At 72.7% G+C, this 25,096-nt stretch carries 21 protein-coding genes; 8 read left to right on the forward strand and 13 right to left on the reverse strand.

Annotated elements, in window-relative coordinates; genetic code table 11:
- The first annotated feature begins 17 nt into the window (after positions 1 to 17).
- On the forward strand, positions 18 to 845 hold the full coding sequence (locus tag KIK06_RS06545; RefSeq protein WP_268642397.1) for an ABC transporter ATP-binding protein: 828 nt from the start codon (positions 18 to 20) through the stop codon (positions 843 to 845).
- Positions 835 to 1,590 carry an ABC transporter permease gene (locus KIK06_RS06550; protein WP_017597738.1) on the forward strand — a complete coding sequence of 252 codons (756 nt, stop codon included), beginning with the start codon at positions 835 to 837 and terminating at the stop codon, positions 1,588 to 1,590. The genes KIK06_RS06545 and KIK06_RS06550 overlap by 11 nt, the downstream gene beginning before the upstream one ends.
- A 165-nt stretch (positions 1,591 to 1,755) precedes the next feature.
- Here the strand turns inward: KIK06_RS06550 and KIK06_RS06555 are convergent, their stop codons facing one another.
- From KIK06_RS06555 to KIK06_RS06565, 3 genes are all read right to left on the reverse strand, one after another.
- Positions 1,756 to 3,141: a hypothetical protein gene (locus KIK06_RS06555; RefSeq protein WP_268642400.1), complete on the reverse strand. Its 1,386-nt coding sequence runs from the start codon at positions 3,139 to 3,141 to the stop codon at positions 1,756 to 1,758.
- A gap of 248 nt (positions 3,142 to 3,389) precedes the next feature.
- Positions 3,390 to 5,696 carry a DUF6351 family protein gene (locus tag KIK06_RS06560; RefSeq protein ID WP_268642402.1) on the reverse strand — a complete coding sequence of 769 codons (2,307 nt, stop codon included), beginning with the start codon at positions 5,694 to 5,696 and terminating at the stop codon, positions 3,390 to 3,392.
- Between the two features lie 220 nt (positions 5,697 to 5,916).
- A complete protein-coding gene (locus tag KIK06_RS06565) occupies positions 5,917 to 6,489 on the reverse strand; it encodes a pyridoxamine 5'-phosphate oxidase family protein (protein ID WP_026127444.1) in 573 nt (190 codons plus the stop codon).
- 412 nt (positions 6,490 to 6,901) lie between these two features.
- On the opposite strand from KIK06_RS06565, the gene KIK06_RS06570 reads away from it, so the two are divergent.
- Positions 6,902 to 8,119, forward strand: a complete 1,218-nt coding sequence (locus KIK06_RS06570) for an NAD(P)/FAD-dependent oxidoreductase (protein ID WP_268642403.1) — start codon at positions 6,902 to 6,904, stop codon at positions 8,117 to 8,119.
- 102 nt (positions 8,120 to 8,221) lie between these two features.
- Here the strand turns inward: KIK06_RS06570 and KIK06_RS06575 are convergent, their stop codons facing one another.
- The 4 genes from KIK06_RS06575 to KIK06_RS06590 form a co-directional block, all read right to left on the reverse strand.
- Positions 8,222 to 9,439 carry an FAD-dependent oxidoreductase gene (locus KIK06_RS06575; protein WP_268642405.1) on the reverse strand — a complete coding sequence of 406 codons (1,218 nt, stop codon included), beginning with the start codon at positions 9,437 to 9,439 and terminating at the stop codon, positions 8,222 to 8,224.
- On the reverse strand, positions 9,436 to 10,056 hold the full coding sequence (locus KIK06_RS06580; RefSeq protein WP_268642407.1) for a TetR/AcrR family transcriptional regulator: 621 nt from the start codon (positions 10,054 to 10,056) through the stop codon (positions 9,436 to 9,438). The genes KIK06_RS06575 and KIK06_RS06580 overlap by 4 nt, the downstream gene beginning before the upstream one ends.
- 69 nt (positions 10,057 to 10,125) lie before the next feature.
- On the reverse strand, positions 10,126 to 10,779 hold the full coding sequence (locus KIK06_RS06585; protein WP_268642409.1) for a nucleoside/nucleotide kinase family protein: 654 nt from the start codon (positions 10,777 to 10,779) through the stop codon (positions 10,126 to 10,128).
- Between the two features lie 94 nt (positions 10,780 to 10,873).
- Positions 10,874 to 11,410 carry an NUDIX hydrolase family protein gene (locus KIK06_RS06590; protein WP_017597730.1) on the reverse strand — a complete coding sequence of 179 codons (537 nt, stop codon included), beginning with the start codon at positions 11,408 to 11,410 and terminating at the stop codon, positions 10,874 to 10,876.
- A gap of 385 nt (positions 11,411 to 11,795) precedes the next feature.
- On the opposite strand from KIK06_RS06590, the gene KIK06_RS06595 reads away from it, so the two are divergent.
- Entirely contained in the window at positions 11,796 to 12,158 is a 363-nt protein-coding gene (locus KIK06_RS06595; protein WP_268645871.1) for an STAS domain-containing protein, read from the forward strand.
- Positions 12,159 to 12,165: 7 nt separating this feature from the next.
- On the opposite strand, the gene KIK06_RS06600 is transcribed toward KIK06_RS06595, so the two are convergent.
- Positions 12,166 to 13,917 (reverse strand): PH domain-containing protein, encoded by a 1,752-nt coding sequence (locus KIK06_RS06600; RefSeq protein ID WP_268642410.1) that lies wholly within the window; start codon positions 13,915 to 13,917, stop codon positions 12,166 to 12,168.
- Complete coding sequence (locus KIK06_RS06605) at positions 13,914 to 14,411, reverse strand: PH domain-containing protein (RefSeq protein WP_017597727.1); 498 nt, start codon at positions 14,409 to 14,411, stop codon at positions 13,914 to 13,916. Before KIK06_RS06605 ends, KIK06_RS06600 begins: the two co-directional genes overlap by 4 nt.
- 99 nt (positions 14,412 to 14,510) lie before the next feature.
- Between KIK06_RS06605 and KIK06_RS06610 the strand changes: the two genes are divergently transcribed.
- Both KIK06_RS06610 and KIK06_RS06615 read left to right on the forward strand, forming a co-directional pair.
- Positions 14,511 to 15,419, forward strand: coding sequence for an SPFH domain-containing protein (locus KIK06_RS06610; protein ID WP_268642412.1), 909 nt, complete (start codon positions 14,511 to 14,513; stop codon positions 15,417 to 15,419).
- Positions 15,420 to 15,435: 16 nt separating this feature from the next.
- Positions 15,436 to 15,654, forward strand: a complete 219-nt coding sequence (locus tag KIK06_RS06615; RefSeq protein ID WP_017597725.1) for a hypothetical protein — start codon at positions 15,436 to 15,438, stop codon at positions 15,652 to 15,654.
- A 57-nt stretch (positions 15,655 to 15,711) separates the two neighbouring features.
- On the opposite strand, the gene KIK06_RS06620 is transcribed toward KIK06_RS06615, so the two are convergent.
- The 3 genes from KIK06_RS06620 to KIK06_RS06630 form a co-directional block, all read right to left on the reverse strand.
- Positions 15,712 to 19,086 (reverse strand): pyruvate carboxylase, encoded by a 3,375-nt coding sequence (locus KIK06_RS06620; protein ID WP_268642414.1) that lies wholly within the window; start codon positions 19,084 to 19,086, stop codon positions 15,712 to 15,714.
- A gap of 185 nt (positions 19,087 to 19,271) precedes the next feature.
- On the reverse strand, positions 19,272 to 19,886 hold the full coding sequence (locus KIK06_RS06625) for a Uma2 family endonuclease (RefSeq protein WP_268642415.1): 615 nt from the start codon (positions 19,884 to 19,886) through the stop codon (positions 19,272 to 19,274).
- Between the two features lie 131 nt (positions 19,887 to 20,017).
- Entirely contained in the window at positions 20,018 to 21,682 is a 1,665-nt protein-coding gene (locus KIK06_RS06630; protein ID WP_268642416.1) for an FAD-binding dehydrogenase, read from the reverse strand.
- Positions 21,683 to 21,888: 206 nt separating this feature from the next.
- On the opposite strand from KIK06_RS06630, the gene KIK06_RS06635 reads away from it, so the two are divergent.
- Positions 21,889 to 22,749, forward strand: a complete 861-nt coding sequence (locus tag KIK06_RS06635) for a hypothetical protein (protein ID WP_268642417.1) — start codon at positions 21,889 to 21,891, stop codon at positions 22,747 to 22,749.
- Positions 22,750 to 22,753: 4 nt separating this feature from the next.
- Here the strand turns inward: KIK06_RS06635 and KIK06_RS06640 are convergent, their stop codons facing one another.
- Positions 22,754 to 23,848 carry an alcohol dehydrogenase catalytic domain-containing protein gene (locus tag KIK06_RS06640; protein WP_268642418.1) on the reverse strand — a complete coding sequence of 365 codons (1,095 nt, stop codon included), beginning with the start codon at positions 23,846 to 23,848 and terminating at the stop codon, positions 22,754 to 22,756.
- 250 nt (positions 23,849 to 24,098) lie between these two features.
- On the opposite strand from KIK06_RS06640, the gene ddaH reads away from it, so the two are divergent.
- A complete protein-coding gene (ddaH, locus tag KIK06_RS06645; RefSeq protein WP_017597718.1) occupies positions 24,099 to 24,926 on the forward strand; it encodes a dimethylargininase in 828 nt (275 codons plus the stop codon).
- Positions 24,927 to 25,096: the final 170 nt, after the last annotated feature.

Here is a 25,096-nt window from a genome sequence, read left to right on the forward strand (position 1 = left end):
AAAGCATGGGACGAAACATGCTCGAAGCGTTGGACCTGGTGAAGAGGTTCGGTTCCGTCAACGCCCTGGACGGGTTCACCCTGGTCGCCCGGCCCGGTGAGATCGTCGGACTCGTCGGGCACAACGGGGCGGGAAAGACCACGTTCGCCAACGTCGTCTCGGGGCTGTTGCGCCCGGACAGCGGGAAGGTACTGGTCAACGGAAGGGCGCCGCGCGCCGCCCGCCGCCTCCTGGGATTGGCCCCCCAGCACCTCGCCGTGTATCCGACCGTCACCCCCCGCCAGACCCTGCGCCTGTTCGGGGGCCTGCACGGTCTTCGCCGACGGGGCCTCACCCGGGCGATCGACGAGATCGCCGAACTCCTCCGGCTCACGGACTTCCTCGACCGGAGGGTGGGTGTCCTCTCCGGGGGCCAACAGCGCCGTGTGCAGGCCGCGGCGGCCATGATCCACCGCCCCGCCCTCCTGCTCCTGGACGAACCCACCGCGGGGGTGGACCCCCAGACCCGCCAGTCCCTCCTGGAGGTGGTGCGAGCCCGCGCCGAGGAGGGAGCGGCGGTCGTCTACACCACCCACTACCTCCCCGAACTCACCGAACTGGGGGCCAGCATCGCCGTCGCCCGGCAGGGGCGGACCATCGCACGAGGTGAGGCCTCGGAACTGCTCGACCGGATTCCCGGCGAGGTGCGCCTGGCCTTCGACGACGAGGAGGTGCGCGTCTCCACCACCGACCCCACCACCACCCTGGCCGAGATGCTGGTCGGCGCGACCAGGCCCGTCCGTTCCGTGGACCTGCGCCAGCCCACCCTCGACGACCTCTACCAGGCGGTGGCCCATGCGGACTGACTCCGTCCACCGACTGGCACTGCTGATCCGCCACAACACCACGCTGCGGCTACGCGACCCCGGCCACCTGATCAGTTACCTGGTCATGCCGATGGTGCTCATGCTCGTCTTCAGCCCGCTCCACCGGGCGGCGCTGCCGGAGGACGGCGAGGCCCAGGCCGTCATCGGCATGCTGGTGATGTTCTCCGTGCTCTCCCTGTCGGTCGTGGGCACCGCCCTGCTGACCGAACGCACGTGGCGCACCTGGAACCGGCTGCGGGCGACCCCCGTGTCGATCGTCGAGATGCTCGTCGGCAAGGCGCTCCCCGTCTTCGTGCTGTTGGTCGTCCAACAGGCGCTGCTCCTGCTCTTCGGATCCCGGGTCGTGGGGATGCCCGTCACCGGTCCCCTTCCGCTGATCCTGTTCGCGGTCTGCGTGTGGTCCTTCGTGCTTTTGGCCATCGGCGTCGCATTGGCCGGTGTCGTGCGCGGTCACGGCGAACTCGCGGCCATCTGCGACGTCGGCGCCCTGGTGGTGAGCGCCTTGGGAGGGGCCCTGGTGCCGATCTCCATGATGCCCGCCTGGGCGCAGGCCACCGCGCCGCTCTCTCCCGGTTACTGGGCGCTGGCCATGCTCAGGGCCGCGGTGGCGGGGGACACCGGCACCGCCCTTCAGGCCTCCTCCGTCCTCGTCGCGGTCGGTGTGGTGGCGGGCGCGCTGGCCTGTGCCCGCATCAGCCGCGGTATCGGCGACCTCCAGGGGTAGGGCCGCCCGATCCGACCAGTCCCCGCAGCCCTCCCGGCCGTGTCGCTCCTCCGGTCGCCGCTTGCCCGGGGCGGTGCGGGGCGACGGGCGCGTTCCCTCCCTTTCACGGACTCCTCCGACCGTGCCTGGCGGGCCTCCGCGGTGCCGTCGGCGGACCGGGGCCTCTCATCCGCCGGGGCGCAGATCGGCGAGGAGGCGGCGCACGTCCGAGACGGCCTTTCGGCGGGCGGGGGAGGGCAGGGCCGACGGGCTCGGAGGCACGGTCGTCGTGCATTTTCGGCCCTCGTCGAGGGAGGCGCGCATCCGTTCCAGCAACACGGGGTCGACGGCCACGTCCTCCACCGGCGGCTCCGGCGCCGCCGGTGGAGGCTTCGGCGGCGCGGGCGGGTGCATCAGCTCGCCCGGGACAGTCCGGCAGGGGCGGTCGCACACCCGGCAGGTCCCTCCGGGGGCGTTGCGGATCGCGGGGTGGTCCGGGCAGGTGCGGGGTGCGGTCCCGGCCGCGTCCACCGAGAACTCCGGCGGCCGGGCGAAGGGGTCCGCGGGCTCGTCGAAGGCCGAACGCGGACGGGGGACCACCGGGGGCGGCACCGCCGTCCGGGCCACGCCCGCGCCCAGGCGTCCGTCGAGGTAGGCGCGTGCGTCCTCCGGACCGCGCAGGCGGCGCATCAGCGCGGGGAAGGGGCGGCGCGCGGTGGCCGCGTCACGCAGCACGGCGGTGAGTTCGCGGGGCTCCAGTCCCTCGTCGACCACCCTGCGCGCGGCCCGCACCAGCGCGGCGCGGTCGGCGCGGGGGCTGAGCAGCGCCGTGTCCGGGATGCGTGCGATCAGCGGTCCCGCCGGGGTGTCGGGCATCCCGTCCGGTGGCTCGGGTGCCGCTTCCTCGGGCTCGCGCGTCCGGACGGACGGAGAAGGGTCGCTGGGGTAAGGGTGTGTGGGGGAAGGGTCTGCACGTCGATCTGACGTGTCGCGGACGTCAGATCGAACGGGCGCCCCCTCAATCTGAGGTGTCGTTCCCACACGTGGGTAGGGGCGGGTGGCCGCGTCGAGGGGTTCCTCGTCCAACCCGGCGCGGACCTCGTTGATCTCCGCCAGCGTCGGTTCGGCGAAGACGCTGGCGGGGATCAGCAGCTCCAGGACCTCGGGGAGGCGGTCGGCCTGTCGGACGCCGTCCGCCACGTCCCGGGCGAAGAAGTCGCGCACCTGGGAACGGGCCAGTCGCCGGATGAGACCGGCGTCGGCGAGGTCGTCCAGGGCGCGCTCGACCGTGGACCGGCTCACGGTGCCGCCGCAACGGCGCACGATGGTCTCGTGGCTCAGGAAGCACCACCGTCCGTCGGCGTCCACGGCGTCGGCGATGGCCAGGGCGACCGGGACCGTCCGGGAACAGGGCAGCAGGCTCTCGCGCAGGGCCCGGGCGACCCACAGGACCGGGATGAACCCGACCCCCTTCATCGCGCCCTTCTCGCGCCTGCGGGGACCGCGCGCGAAAGAGTCGACTGGATCCGGGGTTTCGGCCTCGAGGTAGGGGTGGAGGACAGTAGACTGCACGGCAGCCGCCTTCCTGGCTGATTCAGGAGGGATGGTCAGAGCCCGGGACCGGTGTTGGTAGCACCGACCGGGCTCGAATCTTTTCGGGACCCACCGTAGTGGGGCGAACACGGGTTCGGGGCGTTTCGGGGGAACTCCGCGACGCTCTCCCCGGAAACGCTGTCGGGAATCGCGTACATCGGCGGATGTGCGAGGTTCGTCCTCGCTCCACGCCCCCGGTTTCGGCCCTGCCGCACCCCGGGATCGGGTCAGAACCGCAACCAGGTCCCCGCCAGCCCCTGTTGCCCCTCACCGGGGGCCGACCAGTCGCACACCCCGTCCGCGAACACCCGCTCCGCCCGCTCGGCCTGCTCCTTCGTGAACTCCGCCGGGTGCGCGTCGGCGTCGAAGGGCACCAGGCGGCACCGGATCACGTCCGAGGCTGGCGGCGCCCCCGCCACCATGCGCGGCGAGGAGTGCACCGGGTAGGCCTCCGCGCACGTGTCCCCGCTCCCGTCCCCCAGCGGCAGCTGCTCGCCGACCACCCGCCGACGCGGAGCGTCCCCCACCCAGCACGAGTCCGTGAGCCACTCCGGCCGCGCGGCGCGGAGCCGGTCCGCGGCCGGGGCCCGCGGGTGCTCCCCCCGCCGTTCCAGGATCCCCGTCGCCCACGCGTCCAGCTCGACCAGCGCCCGGCCGGCCACCGGCGCCGACGCGGAGAACCCGCCCGACCCGCGCGCCTCCACCAGCATCACGTGGTTGTCGGCGGTGCCGTTCGCCGCGCGCAGCCGCTCACGGGTGGCGAACGAGTGGTAGCGCATGTGCACGTCCCCGTTCGGGGAGTCGTCGAGGTAGGTGCGGTGGTCCACGACCGGGATCCGCGCCAGGCCCCCGCCGCCGTTGAGCAGGCGGCCGGTCCGGTAGGCGGCGGCGGTCGCACCCGGATCGGCCACGGTCCGCTCCGACACCACCTGACCGTCGGCGTCGATACCGCCGACGTGCTCGTTCAGGTGCAGGAACGCGTCCACGTCGATGGTCCCGTCCAGCAGCGCTCCGAGCCCGTACTGCACACCGACGTTGTCCAGCGGGCGTCGGGGCCGACCGGTGTCCGGGTCGGTGCCGTAGACGTTGACCGTGTGCGCGAACAGCTCGCACCGCGCGCCGCCGGGGTTGTCCTCGGGGTGGTAGAGGAGCTCGTCGGGCACCCGGTCCCGACAGGTTCCCCGGGGGTCGATCCGCACCGCCTCCCGGGCCATGCGTCCGATGCTCCGCCACGAGGGGAAGCCCGACACCGCGAGCTGCTGGTCGCGGGTCAGGGCGTCGGGGTGCTCCCGGGCGTAGGTGTCGAGCAGCAGCGCGTCCGCGGCCGCCGGGACCAGTGAGGTGAGCACGTCGGGGAAGCTCTGCGACACCACCACCCCGTCCAGCAGGCCCGGGTAGTTGTCGGCGATCTGGTGGGACTGGTAGGCGCCGCCGGAGGAGCCCCAGCCCAGGGTGAGGTCGGGGGCGCCGTGGGCCAGGACGAACCGCTCCCGGACCGCCGACATCGTCTCGGCGGCCAGCAGGTCGTTGCAGTTGAACCCGAACACGTTGAGCGTGGCCGAAGCCACCGCGTATCCACGGGAGAGCATGCCGTCGTCCAGGACCCCCGCGGTCTTCGACCCCTGTACGTACCATCCGCCCTTGCACCCGCCGCCGAACTTGTAGACCAGGCGCCGGTTCCACCCCTCGGGCGCGTGCCAGGGGTCGGGTCCGTCGGCGCCGGGGGTGAACAGCACGGCCGTCTCGTAGATCGCGCGGTTGGCGGTCCCGGTCTCCACCCGCACGGTGTAGGGGACCTCGGCGCCGGCGGAGGTGGTGGTGCGGGCGGCGTCGTCGGGCACGCGGTCGGGGTCGGGCATCGCCGCCCACGCGCCCCCGGCGGTGCGGTACATGTGGCGAACCACGGTCGGCGCGGAGCAGTCCTCGTCCAGGGCGGGTCCGAGGGTGCCTCCGCCGTGCAGGTCGAAGGAATCGGTGTCGCACACGAACGGTGTCTCGTGCGGGCCGGAGAACACCGGCCCCCGCGCCGGGTGGTTGGTGACCGTGAGCCGCGTCCGGAGCCCGGACAGCGACGCCACCAGCGTGCTCCCGCCCTCGGGCAGGCCGGTGACCACCCCCTCCAGGGCCGGGCCGGCGCCGTCCAGGTACACCGCCCGGAGCGCGTCGGTGACGTCCTCGCCGTCGACCGTCAGCCGGGCCCGGTCCGGGGCGGTTCCGGACGGCAGGCCCAGCCGGACCAGGGCGGTGCCGCCCATGACGGCGTCGGGCCGGGAGGAGAGCACCTGGAGTGTGGGGGCTCCCGCGTCCTCCGGCAGGGGGGTGGCGGGCGCCGCGGACGGGGGGAGGACGGCCGCGGAGGCCTCGACGGCGCCCCGTGTGGTGGGCTGCGCCCCGGAGACGGTGAACAGGGCGGCGCAGAAGGCGGCTCCGGCGCCGTACAGGACGCGTCGGCCGCGCGTGCTCAGCACGGGCGGCCTCGGGACGGATCGGTTGCGGGGACTGCGGCCGAGGGCCGCTCGGGATCGCTCGCGCACGCCCCGATCGTGTCCGGACGGTCGGCCGGTACGACGGGAACACACCGGGGATGAGGCGGGCTTTGCACTCCCATGACGCCTCGGATACCCCGAAACGGGACGAACCGAACTCCCTCCCCGTCCGCCGAGGCCGGGACGGGGGCGGGTGTGTCGGAGCGTGCCCGCCCCGTCCCGCGGTGGGCGCGCGGCCCGGTCGGCGCCGACCGGGCCGCGACGGCCCTCAGGACCGGCTGATCCGCCGACCGCTCACCCTGGCCGGGGTGATCTTGAGGACCTCGTCGCGCGGACCGGCCGCCCACGGCTGGGGCATGCGGCCCTGCGGGAGCCGGGAGAGCTCTCCGGGATCGCGGATCCACCGGCAGCGGCCCGAGACCAGGACGCTCCACCCCTCACGGCGCTCCTCGTCGAACTGGTCGACCTGGAAGGAGGCGTAGCCCCGTCCGTGCCGCATGATCGTTCCGGCCAGGGTGGACCGGAACACGATCGTGTCATTGGTCATGAGGTAGTTCACCGGCAGAATCGTCGGTGCGGCGTCCCCCTCTATGGTGAAGGCCACCCGGCCGACGCTGTGCTCGGCCAGCAGGTTGAGGCAGGTCTCCCGTTCCAGCACGGTGAAGCTGGCCTTGGCGTTCCCCTCCGCGAGGTCGGCTCCGGCGAGGAGTTCGGACTTCTCGTCCAACCGGGAACTGCCCTCCATGACGTCGTCGCTCTGACGCTGTCCGGGCGGGGAGGCCGACGTGGTCGCCGTCCCCCGCTCCCGGGCCCCCGCGCCGCCCGCGCTTGTTCCATCCATCACGAGCCCCCTGAGGTGCTGCCTTCGTCTCCTCCTCCGCCGTCCTCGGCGGACGGAGCCGGAAGGCGCGGCTCCCCGACTGTGACGGCGAAGGTCCCACTGACCGCCTACCCCGTCGCACACACGACCCAAACGAGGCGGAACGCCTACCTTTCGGGTGCTATTGGTCAGCGGGCACGTGATGCGGCGCGTGGCCGGGCCGGCTCCGGGCCCCGTGCGTCGACGGGTGCCGCGCTGACTGGCGAATCTTCCACCCGTGGACACCATGTGGAACACACGTCCCGCCATGTGGACGTCCTTGTCTCTGTCGCCCACCCCGGAGTGATCCTCGTCTCGCGCCGCCATGTCACGTTCGGCCGTCGCCGCCCCGTCCGAAGGGGTGAAGGTCCACGGAACCGACGGGAGAGACCCCATGGCACACGACATCCTGGTACTCGGAGCCGGATACGCCGGGCTCGCGGCGGCGCGCAAGATCGCCCACGACGCACGGACACGCGCACTCGAGGTCAGCGTCACCCTGGTCAACGCCAGCGCCGACTTCGTCGAACGGGTCCGCCTGCACGAGGTCGCCGCCGGACGCGACGTCGGCGTGCACCCGCTGACCGAGTCGCTGGAGGGCACGGACATCGACCTGGTCGTGGGCTGGGTCGAGGCCCTCGACCCCGACGCGCGGCGGGTCTCGGTGCGGGTCGGGGGGACGGTCCGCACCCTTGCCTACGACACCCTCGTCCACGCCCTGGGCAGCTCGGAGGGGCGCGTCGCCGTCCCCGGCGCCGCCGAGCACGCGCTCACCTGCGCCACGCTCGACGGTGCGCGCGCCATCGCCGCCCGCATCGCCTCCGACCGGCCCGAACGCCTCGCCGTGATCGGGGGAGGGCACACCGGTGTCGAACTGGCGGCAGAGATCGCCGAGAGCCACCCCGGCATCCGCGTCGACCTGCTCACCCGGGGCCGGATCGCCCCCGGCACCAACGAGAAGGGGCGCGCCCACGTCCTGCGCGTGTTCGACCGCCTCGGCGTGACCGTCCGGGAGAACACCGACGTCGCCGAGGTGGACGCCACCGGGGTGCGCCTCGCCGACGGCGCGCGTGTGCCCGCCGGACTCGTGGCCTGGACCGTCGGCTTCTCCGTCTCCCCCCTGGGGCGCGCGGCCGGACTCACCGTCGACGATGACGGCCGTGCCCTGGTGGACATCACCCAGCGCTCGGTCTCCCACCCCGACGTGTACGTGGTCGGTGACGCCGCGCACGGAACGGATCCCGGGGGCGGGGTCCTGCGGATGTCCTGCGCCACGGGCCTGCCCATGGGATGGACGGCCGCGGAGGTCATCCTCGACCGCGTCGCCGGGCGCGAACCGAAGCGGACCCCCTTCGGCTACCTCAACCTGTGCGTGAGCCTGGGACGCCGCGACGGGATCATCCAGTTCGTCACCGCCGACGACCGCCCCCGCTCACTCGTGCTCCGGGGGCGCGTCGCCGCGCGGTACAAGGAGTTCATCGTCGCGGGCGCCTACGGGGGACTGCGCGGGAGCACGCGCACGGCCGACAGCAACTTCGCCGTGCTGCGCCGTGTGGCCCGGGGCGCCGCGAAGCGCAACGCGCGGGCGGCGGAGGCCACCGTCAGCCCGTGACGGGCTCGCGGGGAGCAGGGGCGGAGCCCATCGCGACGTCGGTGTCGCGCCGGTCCGCCGCGGTGACGGCCGGGCACCGCGGCGGACCGATTGGTGGGGCGGTCAGGCGCGCTCCCGTTCCGGAGTGAGCTTCGGACTGGCCAGGAAGGGGCGCGCCACCCGGTCGGCCAGCGGCGTCGACGCCAGGCGCAGCAGTTGGCGGCGCACCAGCATCCGGGTCGCCGAGGCGGGCACGAACCACCGGGCCAGCCGCCGTCCGGCCGCCTGTTTCGTCTCGATCACGGGCTTGACCCGGCCCTCGTACCGGGACAGGGCGGCCCCGATCTCCGCTCCGGAGGGCCCCGCCCCGCCCAGTTCACGCCCCAGCACCTCGGCGGCGGCCACCGCCATGCTCGCGCCCTGGCCCGCCATGAGCGACACCGCCTGGCATGCGTCGCCGACCAGCACGACCCGCGAACGCGACCAGGTGGGCACCTCGATCTGCTCGACCTCGTCGTAGAACGGCTTCGGCGGGCACGCCTCCAACAGGCGCGGCAGGTACCAGCCCATGCCCGCGTAGACCTCGCGCAGCCGTGCGCGCGGATCCGAGGGCATCGATCCCTCCGGAGACAGGTGGCACAGGAAGGTCGCACCCGTGGTCCCGGTCAGGCCGTACACGCCCGCCTGGACCCGGGGCGCCTCCACCATGTGCAGCTCGCGGCCCACGGCCCGCACCACCTCGGGGTCCTCGAACAGGAACGCGGCCGTGTGCGCGCCCAGGTAACGGCGGTACCGCTCCTCGGGCCCGAACACCAGCTCGCGTACCCGCGAGTGCACGCCGTCGGCGCCCACGAGCAGGTCCGCCCGTTCCACGGTGCCGTCGGTCAGCTCCACCGTCACCCCGTCGGGGTCCTGCTCGACACGGGCGAGGCTGAGCCCGTGCCGCACGTCGGCCCCCGGTCCCAACGCCTCGCGCAGGATCAGCTCCAGGTTGCCGCGCAGCATCGAGACCAGACGACCCCCGCCCATGCGCTGGGTGGCGTCGGTGCCCATGCGCGCGGTGCGACGACCGTTCGTCGCACGGTACTGGATTCCTTCCAGGCGCAGGTCGTGGCTGCGCAGCCGGTCGCGCAACCCCATGGCCTCGATCGAGTCGTAGCCGGGTCCGAAGAAGTCGATGACGTAGCCGCCGGGGATGACCCCCTCGGCCGCGGCGTCGGTGTCGACGACCCCGTGCGGTGTCCGATGGTGCTCGACCACCGTGCTCTCCCAGCCCGCGCGCCGCAGCCACCACGCCGTGGCCAGACCGGCGATGCCCCCGCCGACGATGACGGCCCTCATCGCGTGCCCTCCTCGGAGCCGGACGCCGCGAGGAGGCGGCGCAGGGGTTCGACGTAGGCGTCCGGTCCGGGCACGGGCACCAGGGCCCGGTGCAGCACGATGCCGTCCAGGAAGGCGCACAGCAGTTCCGCGACCGCCTCGGGCTGGGGTGTGCCGTGCCGGGTCAGCCATGCCTCGATGGACGCGCGGGTGTCCCCGAGAATCCGGGACATGGTCGCGTTCAACTCGGGATCTCGCGTGGCGGCCAGGTAGGCCTCCGCGAACAGCACGGACGCGGGGTCGTCGCCCTGGTAGGCGTCCATCGCGGCCAGGGCGGCGCGCATCGCCTCGACGGGATCGTCCATGCCCGTCATCGCGGACAGGGGGCCCTCGAGGACGTCGGCCATCGCCGAGTCGACGGCGGCGCGCAGCAGGGCTTCGAGGGAGTCGAAGTGGTAGTGCACCAGGCCCGGGCGGACCTCGGCCCGCGCCGCGACGAGTCGGGTGGTGACCGCGTTCCAGCCCACCTCGGGGATGAGCTCCACGGCGGCGGCGAGCAGTTTGGCCCGGCTGGTCCGGCCCCGCTCCGCGGAGGTGACGGAGGGGGTCTCCGAAATTTGGTCGTTTGCCTTGGTCATATGACCAAACTAAGGGCGCGCGGAACCCCGGTCAAGTGCGTGTCCCAAGAGCCTCGCGCGGCCCCGCGCTCAGCGGCGCTGGAGGGCGTCCCCGCGCACCACGCGCGTACAGTTCCGTTGGAAGCGTTTGACCAGCTCACCGTTGGGGCGGTCGCTGCGCTCGACCCAGTCGCGCGCGGCGTCGTCGGTCAGGCCGCCCGCGCGCTGCCGTCGGTGCAGCCGCAGCTCCCGCACCTCGTCGGGCGCCTCCACGTACCAGAGCTCGGCGAACAGGGCGCGCGCACGGGACCAGGGTGCCTCGTCGTTGGCGAGGTAGTTGCCCTCGGTGACGACCAGGCGGGTGTGCGGTTCGATCACGTGCCGGGCCGCGACCGGCTCGTGCAGGTCGCGGTCGTAGTCGGGCACGTAGACGGGGTGGTCGGTCTCTTCCAGCAGACGGCGCACCAGCGCCACGTATCCGTGGGCGTCGAACGTGTCCGGAGCGCCCTTGCGGTGGCGGCGGCCGAGGCGGCTGAGCTGTGCGTTGGACAGGTGGAAGCCGTCCAGGGGCAGGTATCCGGCGGTCCCGGGCGCCGTACGGTCGTTGATCTCGGCCACCAGGTGGCGGGCGAGCGTCGACTTCCCGGCGGCGGGGGCGCCCGCCAGCCCCAGTACGGTGCGCCCGCCGCCCGGGGCGGTCGGTGGGAGGAGGGCGAGGGCGTCGGTGACCACGGTGTCGGACATGGCCCGAGCCTAGGACAGGTGAGTGCTCGCCGAACACGTCCTGCGCCGCTCCCGCCGGGAGCACCCGGCGGGAGCGGCGCAGGACGGCGAGCGGTCAGGGCGCGTGGCCCACATGAGCCAGTGCCTGGCGCAGCAGCACGCCCTGGCCGCCCGCCATCTCCTCGCGCACCTGCGGACTGGACGCCTCCTCCGGCGTCAGCCAGACCAGGTCCAGGGCGTCCTGGCGCGGTTGGCAGTCGCCGGACACCGGGACGATGTAGGCCATGGCCACGGCGTGCTGGCGGGGATCGTGGAACGGCGTGATCCCGGGGGTGGGGAAGTACTCGGCCACCGTGAAGGGCTGAGGCGAGGTGGGGATGCGCGGGAGCGCGACCGGTCCCAGGTCCTTCTCCAGGTGGCGCAGCAGGGCGTCGCGAACGCGTTCGTGGTAGAGCACGCGGCCCGAGACGACCGACCGGCTGAACGTGCCGTCCGGGGCCGCCCGCATGAGCAGGCCGAGGTGGGTCACCGTCCCGGTCTCGTCCACGCGTACGGGTACGGCCTGGACGTAGAGCACGGGCATGCGTCCGCGGATGCTCTCCAGCTCCTCGGGGGAGAACCATCCGGGCTGGGTGTCTGCGGTCTCGGTCATGGGGTGCGCGGCGGGGCTCCCCGGGCACGGTCGGGGTGCGGGCGCCGCTCCCTCCCTTCGCTCTCGTCGTGACCCTGGGGGTCGGACCCGCGCCCGGACCTGCCGGGCGGGGCGCACGTGTGCAGTACCGCTTCTACCGCACCGGAGGGCCGAAAGCACGGCGCGGGTGGGGGTTCGGGAGTGTCCGAGAAAGGTGAGGAGAGACCCGAACCCGCCATCGGTGAGATTTCCCGGGTTTTTCTCGCGAAAAGCCTCCCGCAGCCTCATCAGAGAGGTTACGATCTCGTACGCGGTTGCGTAGTGGATAGGTTACGACCGGTGAGAGGTGGCCCGAGTGGCGAGTGATGCCCGGTTCTCCGTCCAGGAATGTTTCCCCTGCACGGGAGTGACGGTGGTCCCCGTCCACGGCGAAGTCGACCTCGCCACCGCGGGCCGCATGCGCGACCGGCTGCTGCGGGCCGCACACGACTCGCGGTGCGACTGCCTCGTCGTGGACATGTCCGGCCTGGACTTCTTCGACGCCAGCGGGTTGCGCGCGCTGCTGTCGGTCTCTTGGAGCCTCACCCGCGAGGGTCGCCACATGGTCCTCGCCGAACCCTCCCCGATCGCCGCGCGCGTGCTCGACGCGCTCGGCATGGGCCGGGTGTTCGAGATCTACCCGCTGGTGGAGATGGCCCTGACCCACACCAGCGGGCTGCGGGTGGACGGCGCCCCGGTCTCGGGAGGCCCGGTCACCGGGACGCCCTGACCGGGGTTCACGCCCCCTCCCGCTCCCGGGCGCCCGACGCGCCGCCCCCGTCCTCCCGAACGAGGAAGGGCTCCAACAGCCCCGGCGCCGCGGCGTCCGCCCACGCCAGCCCCTGACCCAGACCGACATCCGTGGCCGCGTACATCCCCGAGCCCGCCGCCGTGGTCGCCGCCACGTCCGCCAAGCCCGCCCACCGTTGGAACGGCGACCGCGTGATCCGCCAGCCGATCACCGCCGACCGCTCCAGGGCCACCGTGTCGCGCGCCGCCATACCCTGGCGCACCACCAGGTAGCGCGGATGCAGGCCGTGGCCCAGACCCCGGTAGGAGCCCAGCGCGTACCAGAACGCCGCCACCCCCAGGAGCACCGCCAACACGCCCCAGCCCCAGGTCGGCGTGGTCTCCAGCACCGGTGTGGCCAGGGGGACCGGCGCGAACTCCTGTTCCGCGCGGATCGCGTGCTCCCACCACGTCCGGTTGGCCAGGCCGTGCGCCCAGGCCAGCGCCGCCGCGGCCACCGCACCGAGCACCGTGACGAACCCGGCCCTGGTGAACCGGCGGCGCAGCGCCGACCGGGGGTGGGCGGTCAGCGGCACGTCCAGGGGAGAGGCCTCCTCGCGCATGAGATCGGCGGCCAGCGCCCGTGCCCGTGCCCGGGGCATGCCGGGGGACAGGCGACTCTTCGCGCTGGTCTTCTTCTCGTCGGCGGCCGACAGACCGGTCGCCACGGCCCGCACGTCCGCGCCGCCCACCGAGCGCAGCACGAACGGCTCGTGCAGGGTCACACCGTTGAGGCGCCGACCCTCCACCGACAGCGACACGCTCGTCAACAGCCCCCGACGCAGTCGCACGGTGCCGTCGGCTTCGCGGGTGAGCCGGTAGTTCCACCAGGTCTCCACCGCGGCCAGGGTCAGGACCACCACCCCCGACACCAGCAGGGCCAGCAGCGACAGCGGCACCACCATCAGCAGCCGCGCCATCACGAACGAGGACATCTGCTCGGGGGTCGGCAGTCCCAGCCGGCCGGAGACCCAGTCCCAGCCCACACCGCCGGTCTGGGCGTTGAGCCCCAGCAGGGCGGCGATCGCACCGAGGCCGACGCCCAAAGTGGCGGCGGTCGCCGGGGCGTAGGCCAACCACGCGGGCACGAGCCGGGCGAGCTCGACCTCGTCCGCGGCCTCCTCCGCCTCCGCGGCCCCGGCCGTCTCGGAGCCGTCGGCGCCCTCGGCGTCGCCGGTCCGTCCTGGGACCCGCCGGTGCAACAGGTCCCGCCGCAGCCCCTCGCCCTGCTCGGCGGTGACGTAGATGAGCTGAAGCTGGTCCGAACCTCCGGAGCCGACCTTCTCACCGGTGCCGACCGTCACCGAGCACAGCCCGAACACCCGCACGTACAGCGGAGCGGCCACGTCCACACTGCGCACGCGTTCGCGCGGGATGGAGCGGTAGGACTTGGCGATGACGCCGGACCGCACCTCCATGCGCTCGTCGGTCACCCGGTAGCGGGTGGCGCGCAGCCTCAGCAGGTCGAGGTAGGTCGTCAGGGCCAGGAAGGCGAGCGACCCGGGCACGGGGAAGAACACCCACGGGTACTGGCCCAGCACGGCGAGCACGATCGTGCCCACGATCGCCGAGGGCACGAGGAAGATCCCCGCCACGGCGGCACTGGCCCACACCGACAGCGGGTGGAGCCGCTGCCAGGGGACCTCGGGGTCGGCGGGGTGGTCCGGAGTCTGGGGGGAAAGCCCGTCGGGGGAGGTCATGTCGCATCTCCCGGGGTCGCCTGGGTGGTTTCGGTCAGCCGCTCGGCCACGTCGGTGGCCACGGTGTGGTCCAGCCCGGTGATCTCGATGGGCCCGGCGGCGGACGCGGTCGTCACGGTCACGCTGGACAGGCCGAACGCGCGCTGGAGGGGGCCGCGGGCGGTGTCCACGGTCTGGATCCGCGACATCGGCGCCACGCGCCACTCCTGCCAGATCCAGCCGCTGGCGGTGTAGACGGCGGTGTCGGTGACCTCCCACCGGTGGACGCGGTACCGCCACTGCGGCATGACCACCGTGATCAGCAGTCCGAGACCGCCGATCACCGCGGCCGCGAGCAGGAACCAGGAGCGTGGCGGAGCCCAGATCAGGGCCGGGACCACGGGCACGGCCGTGAGGACCACGGTGACCGTCAGTGACCGGGTGGTCCACCACCACACCGCGCGGCGGTCGACGCGGTGGTGGGGTGGGCGCAAGCGGGGAGCGTCGCTGCTCATCGCGTCCGCATCTCCTCTCGTTCGGGGCCCGAACGGGCCTGTCAATAAAAAGTGATATCACAATGCTATTGTTGAGTCATCACCGGGAGGAGAGACGACATGAGCGAACCCACCGGGGCCCCGCGCCCCACCCCTCAGTACCGCGAGTACGACGCCCGCAGCAGGGACGGCCTCCTGATGGCGGCCGCGAGCGGCGCCCTCGTCCTGGCGGGGGCCGCGGTCGCGGCCCTGCCCCTCCTCGACCTGCCCCCGGCCCTGCTGGCCGTCGGCGTGGTCCTGGTCATCACGGGCGCGGGACTGTCCCTGGGGCTGACCATGGTCTCGCCCAACGAGGCGCGCGTCGTTCAGCTGTTCGGCCGCTACGTCGGCACCCTCCGCACCGACGGCCTGCGCTGGGTCAACCCCTTCACGCTGCGCGGCACCATCTCCACACGCATCCGCAACCACGAGACCTCCGTCATCAAGGTCAACGACGCCTCCGGCAGTCCCATCGAGATCGCCGCCGTCGTGGTCTGGCAGGTCGAGGACACCGCACGGGCGACCTTCGAGGTGGACGACTTCCTCCAGTTCGTCTCCACCCAGACCGAGGCCGCCGTCCGCCACATCGCGGGCCGCTACCCCTACGACTCCTACGACGCCGAGGACGTTCCCTCCCTGCGCGACAACGCCGACCTCATCACCGAGCAGCTGTCCAAGGAGGTCGCCGACCGGGTCACGGCCGCCGGGGTGACCGTCGTGGAGTCCCGGTTCACCCACCTGGCCTACGCGCCGGAGATCGCCCAGGCCATGCTCCAGCGCCAGCAGGCCGGGGCCATGATCGCCGCCCGCCGGGAGATCGTCGAGGGCGCCGTCGGCATGGTCGACCGCGCGTTGGAGCGCCTGTCGGAGCAGGAGGTCGTGGAACTGGACGAGGAGCGCAAGGCCGCCATGGTCAGCAACCTGCTCGTGGTCCTGTGCTCCGACCGCCCCACCAACCCCGTCGTCAACACCGGGACCCTGTACCAGTAACCGGGACGAGGTGGCCGTGTCCGAGCGAAAGAAGGTGCTGCTGCGGCTCGATCCCGCGGTCCACGACGCGCTCGCGCGCTGGGCCGGGCAGGAGCTGCGCAGTACCAACGCCCAGATCGAGTTCCTCCTGCGCCGCGCCCTCGACGACGCCGGACGCATGCCCAAGGAGGCACGCGACATCCCCCGGCGTGGTCGCCCCCGCAAGGCGCGACCCGAGGGGGAGGGGGACGACTGACGGAGCCGGGTGCCCCTCCGCGCGGGGACACCCGGCTCCGTCAGCGATGCCGGAGGCTCAGTCCAGACTGAGGATCAGGTCGCCGCCCTCCACCCGCTGGACGCCGTCGATCGCGATCCGGGACACGACGCCAGCCGCGGGAGCGGTGATGGACGCCTCCATCTTCATCGCCTCGATGGTGGCGACCGTGGCGCCGGCCTCCACCCGTTCCCCCTGCGACACGGCCAACGTGACCACGCCGGCGAAAGGCGCGGCGACGTGCCCGGGGTTGCTCCGGTCCGCCTTCTCCGCCTCCCGGACGTTGGACGACTGCGAGCGGTCGCGGATCTGGAGCGGGCGGAGCTGGTCGTTGAGGGTGGTCATCACCGTGCGCACACCGCGCTCGTCGGCCTCGCTGACCGCCTCCAGGCCGATGAGCAAACGCACGCCCGGCTCCAGGTCCACCACGTGCTCCTCGCCCTCGCGCAGCCCGTAGAAGAAGTCCGGGCTGGAGAGCACACTCGTGTCACCGTAGGCGGAGCGGTGCGCCTGGAACTCCCGGGTGGGTGCGGGAAAGAGCAGGCGGTTCAGGGTGGCGCGGCGGTCGTCGGCCAGTCCGGCGCGGTCCTGTGCCGTCAGCTCCTCGGTCGGCCGGGCCGCGCCCCGCCCCTCCAGGGCCTTGGTGCGGAACGGCTCGGGCCACTCGCCCGGAGGCACACCGAGCTCGCCCCGCAGGAATCCGACCACCGAGTCGGGCACGTCGAACCGTCCCGGGTCCTTCTCGAAGTCCTCGGGCGCGACCCCCGCGCCGACCAGGTGCAGGGCGAGGTCGCCCACCACCTTCGAGGACGGCGTCACCTTGACCAGCCTGCCCAGCATCCGGTCGGCGGCGGCGTACATCGCCTCGATGTCCTCGAAACGGTCGCCCAACCCCAGGGCGATGGCCTGCGTGCGCAGGTTGGACAGCTGCCCGCCCGGGATCTCGTGGTGGTAGACACGGCCCGTGGGCGAGGCCAGCCCCGCCTCGAAGGGCGCGTACACCCGGCGCACGGCCTCCCAGTACGGCTCCAGCGCGTTCACCGCGTCCAGGCTCAGACCGGTCGGACGCTCGGAGTGGTCGAAGGCGGCCACGATCGCCGACAGCGACGGCTGCGACGTCGTCCCCGCCATGGAGGCCACCGCGCCGTCCACCGCGTCCGCGCCCGCGTTCACCGCCGCCAGGTAGGTCGCCAGCTGTCCGCCGGCGGTGTCGTGCGTGTGGACGTGCACGGGCAGGTCGAACTCGCGGCGCAGCGCCGTCACCAGCTTCGCGGCCGCGGGCGCGCGCAGCAGGCCCGCCATGTCCTTGATCGCCAGCACGTGGGCGCCCGCCGCCACGATCCGCTCGGCCAGGGACAGGTAGTAGTCGAGCGTGTACAGCTTCTCGTTCGGGTCGGACAGGTCCGAGGTGTAGCACAGCGCGACCTCCGCCACCCCGGTCCCGGTCTCACGGACCGCCTCGATGGCCGGACGCATCTGCTCCACGTCGTTGAGCGCGTCGAACACCCGGAACACGTCCACACCCGTCGCCGCGGCCTCGTGCACGAACGACGAGGTCACCTCGGTGGGGTAGGGGGTGTAGCCCACGGTGTTGCGGCCGCGCAGGAGCATCTGGAGGCAGATGTTGGGCACCGCCTCGCGCAACGCGGCCAGCCGCTCCCAGGGGTCCTCGGCCAGGAACCGCAGGGCCACGTCGTAGGTGGCGCCGCCCCAGCACTCCAGGGACAGCAGGCCGGGCAGGGTGTCGGCCACCGTGGGCGCCACGGCCAGCAGATCCCTCGTCCGCACCCGCGTGGCCAGCAGCGACTGGTGCGCGTCACGGAAGGTGGTGTCGGTGACCGCCAGGGTGTCGGACTCGCGCAGCCAGCGCGCGAACCCCTCCGGCCCCAGCTCCGCCAGCCGCTGCTTGGAACCGGGCGCCGGCCCGTCCTCGCCGATCGCGGGCAGCTTGGCGACGGGGTCGATCAGGTGCGGGCGCTCCCCGTGCGGCTTGTTCACGGTCACGTCGGCCAGGTAGGTCAACAGGCGCGTGCCCCGGTCGGCGGAGGGGCGGGCGGTGAGCAGCTGGGGCCGCTCCTCGATGAACGAGGTGGTGACCCGGCCCTGCTGGAAGTCCGGGTCGTCCAGGACCGCCTGGAGGAAGGGGATGTTGGTGGCGATGCCGCGGATCCGGAACTCGGCCACGGCGCGGCGGGCCCGGCTGATCGCCGTGGCCAGGTCCCGTCCCCGGCAGCTCAGCTTCACCAGCAGGGAGTCGAAGTAGGCGCTGACCTCGGTGCCCGCCGCGACGGTGCCGCCGTCCAGCCGGATACCGGACCCGCCGGGGGAGCGGTAGGCGCTGATGGTGCCGGTGTCCGGGCGGAAGCCGTTGGCGGGGTCCTCGGTGGTGATCCGGCACTGGAGCGCGGCGCCGCGCAGGGTGATCGAGTCCTGGCTCAGCCCCAGGTCGGTCAGGGCCTCCCCGGACGCGATGCGCAGCTGCGCCTGGACCAGGTCGACGTCGGTGACCTCCTCGGTCACGGTGTGTTCGACCTGGATGCGCGGGTTCATCTCGATGAAGACGTGGTTTCCGTCCCGGTCCACCAGGAACTCGACCGTGCCCGCGTTGCGGTAGCCGATGGTGCGGGCGAAGCGCACCGCGTCCTGGCACATGCGTTCGCGCAGTTCCGGGTCGAGGTTGGGCGCGGGGGCCAGTTCCACGACCTTCTGGTGGCGCCGCTGGACCGAGCAGTCCCGCTCGAAGAGGTGGATGACGTCGCCTTGGCCGTCGGCCAGGATCTGCACCTCGATGTGGCGGGGTTCCACCACGGCCTTCTCCAGGAACACCGTGGGGTCGTCGAAGGCCGCGCCCGCCTCGCGCATGGCGGCCTCCACGGCCTCGCGCAGCGCCCCCGGAGCGTCGACCCGGCGCATCCCCCGGCCGCCGCCCCCGGCGACGGCCTTGACGAACAGGGGGAAGCCGATCTCCTCCGAGGCGGCCACCAGGGCGTCCACGTCCGTGGAGGGCGCGGACGAGCCCAGCACCGGCACGCCCGCCGCCTTGGCCGCCGCCACCGCGGAGGCCTTGTTGCCGGTCAGCTCCAGCACGTCGGCGGGCGGGCCGACGAACGTGATGCCCGCCTCCTCGCACGCCCTGGCCAGTTCGGGGTTCTCGGACAGGAAGCCGTACCCGGGGTAGACGGCGTCCGCGCCCGACTCCAGGGCGGTCCGCACGATCTCCCCGACGGACAGGTACGCCCGCACGGGGTGTCCCTGCTCCCCGATCTGGTAGGCCTCGTCGGCCTTGAGCCGGTGCAGTGAGTTGCGGTCCTCGTGCGGGAAGACCGCGACGGTCCTCGCGCGCAGTTCGTTGCCCGCGCGCAGCGCGCGGATCGCGATCTCTCCTCGGTTGGCCACGAGGATCTTCTGGAACATACAGGCAGCCTCCTGAGTCTCCGCCCGCGGTGGGTGGGAACCCTCGGCGCCGTTGCCGGTGTTCGTCGCCCCGCGCACACGGTCAGGTGCACGATAGTTGGCCCGCTCCGCGGACGCCGACACCGGGGCGGCGTACAGGCCGAGCCGGGCGCCCCGAAGGGGGCGCCCGGCTCCGTCGGAGGTGCCTATCCGGCGGCCTCGTCGGATCCGCCGACGTGCTTTCGCCGGTTACCGAGGGCGACGAGCCAGTGGGGGACGACGCTCAGGGGGAAGGGCGTGTCCGTCTTGAGGACGTTCTCGCCCACGACGGTGGTGACCTCGCGGTAACCGCCGTCCTCCAGACGGAGCTCGGTGATGCTCGGCAGAGCGGGGTCCGGGTTGACGATCCAGTACGAGGGGATACCGAACTCCTCGTACTCCTGCCGTTTGGTGTGGTGGTCGCGGATGGCGCTCTCGGGGGAGACGATCTCGACCGCCAGCAGCGGGGGCTTGGTCAGGTAGGGGCTCTCCTCGGCGTCCGCCCGGATCACCGCGAGGTCAGGGACGCGGTGGTGGGTACGATCGGCGTTGACGTTGATGCCTGGTGTCGAGACGACCTCGAACTCCGGAGGAGCGATAACTCCAAGGTGGATGGTCAGCCGGGATTCCACGCGGCTGTGCGCGAAGACCGGTGCGGGTGACACGTCAAGCCGCCCGTCGACCAGTTCGTAGCGCTGCCCGTCGTCCGGCATGCGCTTGAGATCCTCCACGGTGAGCGGGGCCGGGTCCAGGTCCGTCTTGCCGGTAGTCATGAGACTCATAATGCCTCCTCAGGTTCATGAAGACCAGCATTGCGTGACTGTCCGTAGCGGGGCGGGAATCACGAAATTCGTGAATAAGTGGCCCTCCTCTTCGCCTCCGGCTGCCGGTCCGCAACCGAATCGCCTGTCCGCTACCCCAGCGCCGCCGCCGCGGCCCGTCCCGCCGTGCGGCCGGAGAAGAGGCACCCGCCCAGGAAGGTGCCCTCCAGCGCCCGGTAGCCGTGCACGCCGCCCCCGCCGAACCCGGCGACCTCGCCCGCCGCGTACAGCCCCGGGAGCGGGGCGCCGTCGGCCCCCAGCACCCGGGAGTCCAGATCCGTGTGCAGCCCGCCCAGCGTCTTGCGGGTGAGGATGTGCAGCCGCACCGCGATCAGCGGGCCCGCCTTGGGGTCCAGGATCTGGTGCGGCGCGGCCACCCGGGCCACCTTGTCGCCCTTGTACTGACGGGCGCCGTGGATGGTCATCACCTGCAGGTCCTTGGTGAAGGGGTTGACCATCTCCCGGTCGCGGGCGACCACCTCGCGGGTGACGGTGTCGGCGTCGAGCACCCCGTCTCCGGCCAGGTCGCGCATCTTCCCGATGAGCTCCGGCAGCCGGTCGGCCACCACGAAGTCCGCGCCGTGCCGCTTGAACGCCTCCACCGGCCCCGGAGCCCCGGGCAGCACCCGCTGGAGCACGAGCTTGAGGCTCTTGCCGGTCAGGTCCGGGTTCTGCTCCGAACCCGACAGCCCGAACTCCTTCTCGATGATCTTCTGCGACAGCACGAACCACGTGTACTCGTGGCCGGTGCGCATGATGTGGTCCAGGGTGCCCAGGGTGTCGAACCCGGGGAAGCACGGCGCGGGCATCCTCCTGCCGGTCGCGTCCAGCCACAGCGACGACGGCCCCGGCAGGATCCGGATCCCGTGCCGCGCCCAGATCGGGTCCCAGTTCTGGATGCCCTCGGTGTAGTGCCACATCCGGTCGGGGTTGATGATCCGCCCGCCCGCCCGTTCGGTGATGGCGAGCATGCGCCCGTCCACGTGTTCGGGGACCCCGGAGAGCATGTGCTCGGGCGGGGTGCCCAGCCGCTCGGGCCAGTTCTCGCGCACCAGGTCGTGGTTGGCGCCGATCCCGCCGGAGGTGACGATCACCGCCTGCGCGCCCAGCTCGAACCCGCCGACCACGTCCCGGTTGCTGGCCTCCCCGCGCGGGGTGTCGCTGGGCGCCAGGACCGCGCCGCGCACCCCCGTGACGGTCCCGTCCGCGACCGTCAGGTCGTCCACCCGGTGGCGGAAGCGCAACGAGACCAGGCCGCGCTCGACGGCCGCGCGCACCCTGCGCTCGAAGGGCGCCACGACCCCCGGCCCCGTGCCCCACGTGATGTGGAAACGGGGCACCGAGTTGCCGTGCCCCCCGGCCAGGTGGCCGCCGCGTTCGGCCCACCCGACCAGCGGGAAGATCCGCAGCCCCTGCGCGTGCAGCCACGCCCGCTTCTCCCCGGCGGCGAAGTCCACGTAGGCCTCCGCCCACCGGCGCGGCCACTCGTCCTCGGGGCGGTCGAAGGCGGCCGTGCCCATCCAGTCCTGGAGGGCCAGCTCCCTGGAGTCGCGGATCCCCATGCGGCGCTGTTCGGGGGAGTCCACGAAGAACAGCCCGCCGAACGACCAGTGCGCCTGCCCGCCCAGGGACGCCTCGGGTTCCTGGTCGAGCAGGACCACCCGCTTACCGGCGTCGGCCAGTTCGGCGGTCGCGACCAGCCCGGCCAGTCCCGCTCCGACCACGATCACGTCGGCCTGCTCGGCTGCACTGCTCATCCGGACACTTCCCCTCGACGGTCGGGCGCGATGACGACGACTGTGCCCAGGGGAGCCCGCCATGACAAGGGAGGTGTGTGTCCCGCGCCACAGGGTTTGTCAGGGTGTGACAAGGAGTCGGGTTCGTGGCACGATGTCCGGATTCACTCGGGTGGTCCATTCTCGCTGGTCATCCGGGTCACGTCCCCCAGTCGAGAGAATCCCCCGTGTTCTTCCATCCCCTGACGTTCGAGCCCGGTCCGGTCGCCACGGTGATCGGCCTCGCGCTGATCGTGTGTCTGGTCGCCCAGCCGCTCGTCTTCCGTCCCCTGTTCCGTGCGGCTCGGCGGCCCGCTCCCGCGGACGGCTCCTCACCACTGGTCCGCCTGTACCGGGCCACCGTGTGGTGGTACCTGGGGGAGATGTTCGTGGGCATGGTGTTCGTCGGGACCGCCTCGGCGGTGACCCCGGCCGACATCGGACTGTCGCTGCCCGCCTTCCACGGGTTCGCCGACCGACCGGGCCTCCTGGCCGTCGTCCTGTGCGGGGCCGCCTTCCTGGCTCTGCGCCTCTTCCCGATGGCCCTTCAGGCCTGGGTTCTGTGGCGGTACACGGGCTGGACCCTTCGCGGTGAGGCCCAGGCCGGGCTTTCGCGCGCGACGGTCGCCCTCCTACCGGAGAACGTCGCGGAGCGAAGGGCCGCCGTGCTGTCCTCCCTGACCTGGCTCCTGGGTTGGACGGTCAGCGTCCACTGGGTCGTCATCCCCCTCCTCACCAGCGGCTTCGGGCTCTCGGCCTGGAACACGTTCGTCACCGTCTGCCTGCTGACCCTGTGGGGTGCGTCCAACACGGGCTGGCGGGGCGCCGCGACCACGGCCTTCGTGGGAGCGACCGCCACGGGGTGGTACCTGTTCGTCTTCGTCGGGTCCCTGCTCACCCCGCTCCTGGTGTGGGGCCTGTACGTCGCGGTGCTGCTCGCGGCCCTGCCCTACCGGGGGCCCGACGCCGCCCCCGAGCCCGTCCCGGACGAACCGGTCATGACGTGGCGACTCGACGACGGCGACGCAACCCCGAAGGCACGCGTCTGAGGGCCTACGCGCCGAACCGCACCAGCGACCTGCCGCCCCTGCCCTGACGCATCCGCTCGAAGGCCTCGGGCACTCCGGACAGCGGGATCTCGTCGGTGACCATCGAGGCCAGGTCCAGCTCGCCCGAGCGCACCAGGTCGGCGAGCACGGGGATGTCACGGGCCGGGTCGCTGGATCCGTACACACACCCGCGCAGCGTCCTGGCCTGGTGGAACAGCTCCAGGGCGTTGAACGACACCTCGTCGTCCAGCGCCCCGACCCCCACGACGGTGACGGTTCCGCCGCGTCGCGTCGCGTTCCACGCCGAGCGCACCACCTTCGCCGAGCCGACCACCTCGAAGGCGTGGTCCGCGCCCCGCCTCCCGGTCAGTCCGCGTACGGCCTTGGTCAGGGAGTCGTCGGCCACCAGGAAGTCGGTCGCGCCCAGGGCGCGGGCCAGCTCCTCCTTGGCGGGGGAGGCGTCCACCGCGATCAACGGGTCGGCCCCCGCCAGACGGGCGGCCTGCAGGACCGACAGCCCCACGCCGCCCAACCCCAGGACCACCGCCGACTGTCCCTCGCGCACCCGCGCCGAGTTGGCCACCGCGCCCCACCCGGTGAGTACCGCGCAGCCGAGGACGGCGGCGACCGCGGGGTCGATCCCGTCGGGCAGCGGCACCACGGCGTCCGCGGGGACCACGGTGGCCTCCGCGAAGGCCCCCGTGCCCAGTCCGGGGTAGACCGGGGTGCCGTCGGTGAGCTCGGCGTAGGGCCGTCCGGCCCGGTCCAGGGCGTGCTCGCACAGGTGCGGCTCGCCCTGCCCGCAGAACCAGCACTCCCGGCACGGCGGCGCCCAGTTGAGGATCACCTGCTGCCCCGGCGTCACCCCGGTCACCCCCTCGCCGAGCGCCTCGACGGTGCCCGCGCCCTCGTGGCCGAGCACGGCGGGCCAGGGCTGGGGCAGGGTGCCGTTGGCCAGGGACAGGTCGGAGTGGCACACCCCGGCCGCGGCGACGCGCACCCGGACCTCCCCCGGGCCGGGATCGGGCAGGACCAGGTCGCGGATGCTCGGCGGGGCTCCGGTCTCGGTGAAGACGGCGGCCTTGACGGTCGTACTCATGGGAGGGCTCTCCAATCACGGACTGCCGCGACAGTAGCAATACCGTCTGGTCGGTCGGTAGAGGGGGTCTGGCGGGCGCGTCGCCGCCGCGGGGCGTCGCGGTCCGCGTCTCCTTCTGGTGGGGAGTTTATGGAAGTGCCTATATTGGGCTTCCCCGCCGCCGGGTATCTCCCCTTCGTTCACCCGACCAGGGTCGGGACAGGCGGCACCGAGGCTGCGCGGCCACCGGTGCGCGACACAGGGAGGTTCCATGGCGCGACCGGTCGGATCGTCGGTTCGGCGGCACTACCTGATGTGCCGTCCCACGTACTTCGCCGTCGAGTACGCGATCAACCCCTGGATGGACCCCGCGGCGGGGGTCGACCGAGAGCGCGCGATCCGCCAGTGGGAGGCACTGCGCGACCTTTACCTGGATCTGGGGCACCGGGTCAGCGAGATCGTGCCCATCGAGGGGCTGCCCGACATGGTCTTCGCGGCCAACGGCGCCCTGGTCGTGGACGGACGGGTGTACGGAGCGCGGTTCGCCAGCGCCGAACGCACCCCGGAGGGGCCCGCCTACCTCGACTGGTTCCGCGCCGCGGGCTACACCGAGACGAGCGAGCCCAAACACGTCAACGAGGGCGAGGGCGACTTCATCACCCTGGACGGCGTGGTCCTGGCCGCCACGGGCTTTCGCACCGAGGCCGCCGCCCACGTGGAGGCCGAGCGCTTCCTGGGCCGACCCGTCGTCACACTGCAACTGGTCGATCCCCGCTTCTACCATCTGGACACCGCGCTGTTCGCGCTCTCCGGGGAGCAGATCGCCTACTATCCCGGCGCCTTCTCCGCGGGTAGCCAGCGGGTCCTGCGCTCCCTCTACCCCGACGCCCTCATCGCCACCGAGGAGGACGCCGCGGTGCTCGGCCTCAACTCCGTGTGCTCCGGCGGCGACGTGGTCATCGCGGCCGAGGCGACCGCGCTCGCCGACCGGCTCCGCGCCATCGGCTACACCGTGCACCCCGTCGAACTCGACGAGCTGCGCAAGGCCGGGGGCGGCGCCAAGTGCTGCACCCTGGAGTTGCGCGACGCGCGAGCGTGACCGAAGTGGGCGGCGTGGCGGCTCGTGTCCGGCGCACACACGTGCGGATTCCGGTCGTTCAAACCTCCACCGATGTGGGAAATGCCACTCTGTGTCAGAGTGGACTTACCGGTAGTCACAGGTCAGCGTCCGTGTCCGAGATCGTGGGGTCACGACGGTCGAGCCGCGGC

Origin of the sequence: Nocardiopsis sp. EMB25 (genome assembly GCF_026797795.1) — a bacterium.
GTDB lineage: Bacteria > Actinomycetota > Actinomycetes > Streptosporangiales > Streptosporangiaceae > Nocardiopsis > Nocardiopsis lucentensis.